Genomic DNA, 5,759 nt, shown 5'->3' with positions numbered 1-5,759 from the left:
TTTTTTAACTTGACTTTTTTTTAATAATTGTTATAATATTAGTGTAAGGTTTTGAGTAACCTATAATTTAATTACAATAAGGAGTTAATTATGATTAACACAAAAGAATTAAAAGTTTCAAAACGAATAGCCATTATTTTATTAATAGTGGTATTTAGTATGGCGGGAATAATTTCCTGCGGAGGCGCCGACATTACGGGAACGGGAGGAAGAAGTTACTCGAGCGTAGATGTTGACGATAATACGAATTCTGGAGGCGGTTCTTCAGGCGGAGACGGAAGCGGAGGTTCTGGAGACGGCGGTTCTTCAGGAGGAGATTCTGGCACTACTACTAAATGGGACCCAAGTTATTATTACAGAATTAGAGTTCCTTTTGCTGTGGGCGGAGACGGTTATACTAATGTAAGCTATGCCGACACCAACACATTAAAACAATTATGGTTTGACCAAATTAACAGAAAAGCCGTAAACGATGGAAGAGTTTTCGCTATAAGAAATAAGGCAAATAATAGAAACACTGCTAATTTTCAAAACAGACATACTGACGGACAATATAGCGCTCAAGATTATTACTACTTCAATGAAAACGGCGATATAGTTTGGAAAGAAGACAATACTATAATCAAAAAATTTATGGGAGCTACTATAGTTCGTTATAGAGATGTGTCCATACAAAGAGGAAGAAAATATGGATTTATAAATAATCAACAGGCTATAGTGAAGATTAGTTGGACAGAAAAAAATATCAATACTATTGGAGCCGTTTACGCTAACACTATGACTACCGAAGAGGCAAGAGCTAAATATTTAGTTTCCGCTCAGCAAAGTCGTGTGGCAGGACCAAACCACGCTACAAGCGGAGACAACAAATTTAAAGAAGGCGTATTTGATTTCATAACTTATCGACATAATGTGGAAACTTACCATGACGGATGGCAATGCGCTAATAATTTATTTGAAAGACAATATATAGAGCCTGGCTTTGTAGAAATTTTGGTTATGTATGACTACTATGATAAGAAGGAAGATGGCGCCGCTGCCGTTCATTCTTATTATCCTTATTACGGAGTATATAATTATTATAAAGAATATGCAAATCATCCGGGCGTTTATTTCACTCCTGAAAATATGCCTTATATGACTAATCATAATATATATTTGGCGCAAAGACCAGAATTTACTATGAAACAGTTAACTCATACCGCTGCGTTTACGGATAACCATAGAGGCTGGAACTTCATGTTTATGCCGGGACAAAAGGATATAAGCGAAACAAGAAGAGTAGTAAGAATTAATAACGGGATAATACGATAGTTTTAACCGCTTGTTATTAAGAAAAGTTAAAAAACATTGAAATCACGGAGGAGGCTAAAAATAGTCTTCTCCTTTTTTATTCGTTTAATTTTAAAGCCAATAGCAATAACGGAAAATTAATTGTTATTACGAGACTATTTATAATCGAAGTAATCTGCAAAAAAGATACTTTTATAAAAACAATCGCATATATTTAATAATTAAAAAAGGAATTAAAAATTGAAATTAAAAATATTATTATTCGTCCTAATAGGCAGTTTATTATATTCCCAAAATAACGATTTGCTTAACTTTAATTTTAATACGAATAACGAAGCAAAAATTATTTTTAATTTAACTGCAAGCGAAAATAAATTAATAATTGAAGCCGATATTCCAAAAAATTATTATGCTTATTTGGAATCGTCAATCGCAAATAAAATAAAATTCTATGTGGATAATGATAATAATGAAATAAAAGCAATATATCCAAAAGGGGAAAAATTCCATAACGATATAATAATAAAAGGCAAACAGGAATTTATTTTAAATATTGATATAAAAGAAATTAATTTTATAAAAGCGGATTATCAATTATGCTCGGAAAAAGACAATATATGCCTTCCTCCAAAAAGCGAAATTATATTTGGAGAAGAAATTAACGATATTTTAGAAAAGCCTCAAAATGCAAGTTTACTAACGGAAAATAATTTAACGGAAAATCAAAATATATTTATAACTTTAATAATTATATTTGTTTCGGGATTGGCTTCGGTTTTTTTGCCATGCTCCTACCCTCTTTTATCAATAACGATTTCAATATTTTCAAATTCTAAAAATTCAAATAATAAATCAAATATATTGCCTTCACTTTTATTTGCTTTTGGAATAATAACGACTTATACGATTTTAGGAAGCTTTGTTTCAATCGCCGGATTCTTTTTCCATAAAACTATTTTATTCGGAAGCATAGGATATAATCCGATAGTTCTAACGATTCTAATTTTATTTTTTCTATATTTTACTTTTTCAATGGCGGGATTCTACGAAATCAAATCTCCGAATTTTTTACAATCTGCAAAGTCAAGCGTCTATTCAAAAAATAAAAATTCTTTAATTAATAAATACGCTATGGGACTTTTGACAGGAATTGCAGCCACTCCATGCGCCGCTCCGATAATCGCTTTCATACTCGAAATGGGATTATTAAATCCACTATTTGCAACAGTTTATATGTTTATATACGCTTTAGGTTTTTCTTCGGTTTTATTTATATTGGGAACTTTCGCTTCGCTTCTCGCAAAAATGCCGAAATCTGGAAAATGGACAATTTATATCAAATATATTTTTACTTTTATAATGTTTCTTATTTGTTTTTATTATTTAAATATATTATTTGGAATTTTAGGATTTAATAAAATTGGTTTTATGCTTGCCGATTTATCGATAATAATATTTGCCATAATTATTTATTTGATAAAAAAGAAAAATATTTATTTAACTAAATTTGAAATAAAATTATTTGTTTCGGTTTTAATGTTATCTTTAATTGTCGGTTCAAGTTATAGTTTTATAAAATCAAAATCCAATGATTCGATTACTTACGAAGAAGCTTTAGAAATTTCAAAACAAAGCGGAAAAAATATATTAATAGATTTCTCTGCCGTTTGGTGCGCAAACTGTTTTGAGCTTAAAGAAAAAGTATTTGAAAGCGAAGAATTAAAAAATATTATAGAAAATAATTTAATTTTTATCGAAGTCGATGTTGATAAAAGAAAAGACATTGCAAAAGAATTCGATATAAAATGGCTTCCGTGGATTATAATTATTGATAAAGACAAAAATATTTTATATACAAAAAATTCGTTTCCAAGTTTTGACGAAAAAATCGCAAACGAAATAATAGACAATATAGAAAATATAATTAAATAATCTATTTTAATAAATTTTAAAAAATTAAAAAATATCTTCTCCGTTTTCAATTTTGCTTATCAAATCGACTCGTTTTGAATGTCGTCCGCCCTCGAATTTTGCTTCAATCCATTCTTTGACTATCATTTTCGCCAAATCGAGTCCGACAACTCTCGCTCCAAACGCGATAATATTTGAATTATTATGCATCTTCGATAATTTTGCCGAATAAGGTTCTGAACAAACCGCCGCTCTTATTCCTTTAACTTTATTTGCCGCAAGCGAAATTCCTATTCCTGTTCCGCAGATTAAAACTCCGCCGTCATATTTTCCTTTGGCAACTTCGTCCGCGACTTTTTTTCCGTAAATTGGATAATCTATACTTTCGCTGCTATTCGTTCCAAAGTCGTCCACAGTATGTCCCAATTCTTTTAAGTATTTTATTATTTCCGATTTTAATTCCACTCCCGTATGGTCTGATGCTATCGCTATTTTCATGATTTAATTCCTCTTTTATTTTATTTTTTTATTTAACTTAATTTAAATTTAATTTAAATATTTAAATATTATAAATTATAAGAAAATTCAACAATCGCATAAGTTATATTATTTTCTCCGCAAAGTTTGATTATAGTTTTATCTTCAATATTTTCTTTATTGACTATAATCGTGTCGCCCAATTTCGCTGGAACTCTATATTCGATTCTTATTCTTTTATAATAATCTTCAACATAATCGATAACCATATCCATATATCTCGCGTTATTTACATGATTATTGTCGTCTATAAAATATTTTTTTACTTTGAATCTGTCGACTTCTTTAAAATTTTTATTGTCGATTTTTATTTTTCTTGGCAAATAATTCATTTCAATTTTTTTATCGAATTTCACTCCGTCAATAACCGCTTTTGGAATTCTCACTAAATTGGAATTTCCCAAATCGACAAATCCGCCGATTGCATAACAAACGACAAGCTCGTTATTATTTTCATCGTATATCACGGTATTTCTATAGCCGTAAGCTTCGTTGCATTCGTAAACATAAGTGCGGGCGATAATTTTTTCGCTATATTTTGGAAGTTTATAAATATCGACTTGCCTTGAAATAAGAAACATGCTTATATTATTTTCATTGAAATAATTTGTAAGTTCGTTTTCGCTGTCCAGCTGAAAAAATGAACAATCCTGCATAATATCGAATATTGACGAAGTTTTTAAAAGTCCATCTTTATCTATTTGACTCGTTCCGACAATTGTTTTCATTTCATACATATAAAAGCCTATTATTTATTATTTAAAAACATTATTCAACTTGACATTATAATATAAAGAACATATACCAAAACGAATAAAGAAGTTATTCCAAGTCCATACATTATTAATTGAAAAACGCTGATGCTGTCAAAAAATTTCGCTATCAAATTAATCCTTTCGTCCATTGAAATTACTGGCGCTATATAAGTGTCGTTATCGGGGTCGAATATTCTTAATTTAATCGGTTCGGTTTCTTCTATTACGGCGCAATATTCATCGCTTAATTTTATCGTAAGTTTCACGCTTTCGTCCGTAACCGCTTTTTCTATAATCTCGCCTGGGACTAAAGCTTTGGAATATTCGTCTTTTTTTCCTTTCGATTCTATATAAATCATATTCTCTTCGTAAAGATTGGAATTTATACTTACAACGACCATATCGCCTATTTTTACTTCGTTTATCGGAGTTCCATTAACTGGAGATACGACTAAAGAAGCGTTTATTATTTGATATTTGTCGGCAATATCCTCTTCTTCGGAAATCATTTCGTATTCTGCGTTTGAAAAGAAATTATATACATCCAAATCGATTTTTTTATTTTTTATATCGTCTTTAGTGTTTTCTATAAAAGATTTAATATCGCTTACGGGATAATATTTGTAAATAATATCGTATATTCCTATATTGAAATCCATAGAAATATTTAAAGTATCGGAGAATATGTCAATAACGGGAATTATATCGTTTTTAATCAAATAATTAACTATATTGAATCTGTTTACTCTGTCTTTTAAGATTTTATTTATGTCTTCTTTTAATTCTTCGCTTGGAATTATTAAATCGTTTTCGGTGGAAACTGCAAATTCTATATGTTTATATAATTCTTTCAAATCGTTTGTATTTTTAAGCAGATTAAAGAAATCGTAATTATTTGAAACCAGCATTTCCATGCCGACTAATTTCAAATTATCTTTATCAATAAAAAACATTAAATAAATATAATAATCCAAATCGGGATATTCGGCGAGTAATCTAACCGCTACACATTCTTTTTCCGCTACAACGACTTCTTCTTGAACCATATACCTACCTTATTTCATTTGCTCAAATTATAACATAAAAATATTATTATTCAAGTATGAAATTAATTTGAAAATAACTCGTTAATATTAGTATCGTATAAATTTTAATAAATTATAAACATATTTGAATATTTTTTATAATTATTATAAAATAACATTTTGAATTAAAAAATGGAAAAAATTGATGGGAATTATAAATAAATTATCTATATTATTG

At 29.1% G+C, this 5,759-nt stretch carries 5 protein-coding genes; 2 read left to right on the top strand and 3 right to left on the bottom strand.

All coding sequences use genetic code 11. From position 1 onward, the window contains the following. The first annotated feature begins 90 nt into the window (after positions 1–90). Complete coding sequence (locus tag ACR0QS_RS10230; protein WP_432633347.1) at positions 91–1,314, top strand: hypothetical protein; 1,224 nt, start codon at positions 91–93, stop codon at positions 1,312–1,314. Between the two features lie 219 nt (positions 1,315–1,533). Then, on the top strand, positions 1,534–3,225 hold the full coding sequence (locus tag ACR0QS_RS10225) for a cytochrome c biogenesis protein CcdA (RefSeq protein ID WP_432633346.1): 1,692 nt from the start codon (positions 1,534–1,536) through the stop codon (positions 3,223–3,225). 24 nt (positions 3,226–3,249) lie between these two features. On the opposite strand, the gene rpiB is transcribed toward ACR0QS_RS10225, so the two are convergent. From rpiB to ACR0QS_RS10210, 3 genes are all read right to left on the bottom strand, one after another. Then, positions 3,250–3,702: a ribose 5-phosphate isomerase B gene (gene rpiB, locus ACR0QS_RS10220; protein ID WP_432633345.1), complete on the bottom strand. Its 453-nt coding sequence runs from the start codon at positions 3,700–3,702 to the stop codon at positions 3,250–3,252. A 68-nt stretch (positions 3,703–3,770) separates the two neighbouring features. Continuing rightward, positions 3,771–4,478, bottom strand: a complete 708-nt coding sequence (locus ACR0QS_RS10215; RefSeq protein ID WP_432633344.1) for an acyl-[acyl-carrier-protein] thioesterase — start codon at positions 4,476–4,478, stop codon at positions 3,771–3,773. A gap of 35 nt (positions 4,479–4,513) precedes the next feature. Next, positions 4,514–5,542: a hypothetical protein gene (locus tag ACR0QS_RS10210; protein WP_432633343.1), complete on the bottom strand. Its 1,029-nt coding sequence runs from the start codon at positions 5,540–5,542 to the stop codon at positions 4,514–4,516. Positions 5,543–5,759: the final 217 nt, after the last annotated feature.

Origin of the sequence: Brachyspira sp., assembly GCF_050873525.1 — a bacterium.
Lineage (GTDB): Bacteria > Spirochaetota > Brachyspiria > Brachyspirales > Brachyspiraceae > Brachyspira.
The sequence above is the reverse complement of the archived record's forward strand: the minus strand, read 5'-3'. Positions and strand labels throughout refer to the sequence as shown.

Excerpts from the sequence above, each read along its gene's own strand:
- ACR0QS_RS10230 (WP_432633347.1), top strand. The coding sequence starts at position 91 with ATGATTAACACAAAAGAATTAAAAGTTTCAAAACGAATAGCCATTATT.
- rpiB (WP_432633345.1), bottom strand. The coding sequence starts at position 3,702 with ATGAAAATAGCGATAGCATCAGACCATACGGGAGTGGAATTAAAATCG.
- ACR0QS_RS10215 (WP_432633344.1), bottom strand. The coding sequence starts at position 4,478 with ATGTATGAAATGAAAACAATTGTCGGAACGAGTCAAATAGATAAAGAT.
- ACR0QS_RS10210 (WP_432633343.1), bottom strand. The coding sequence starts at position 5,542 with ATGGTTCAAGAAGAAGTCGTTGTAGCGGAAAAAGAATGTGTAGCGGTT.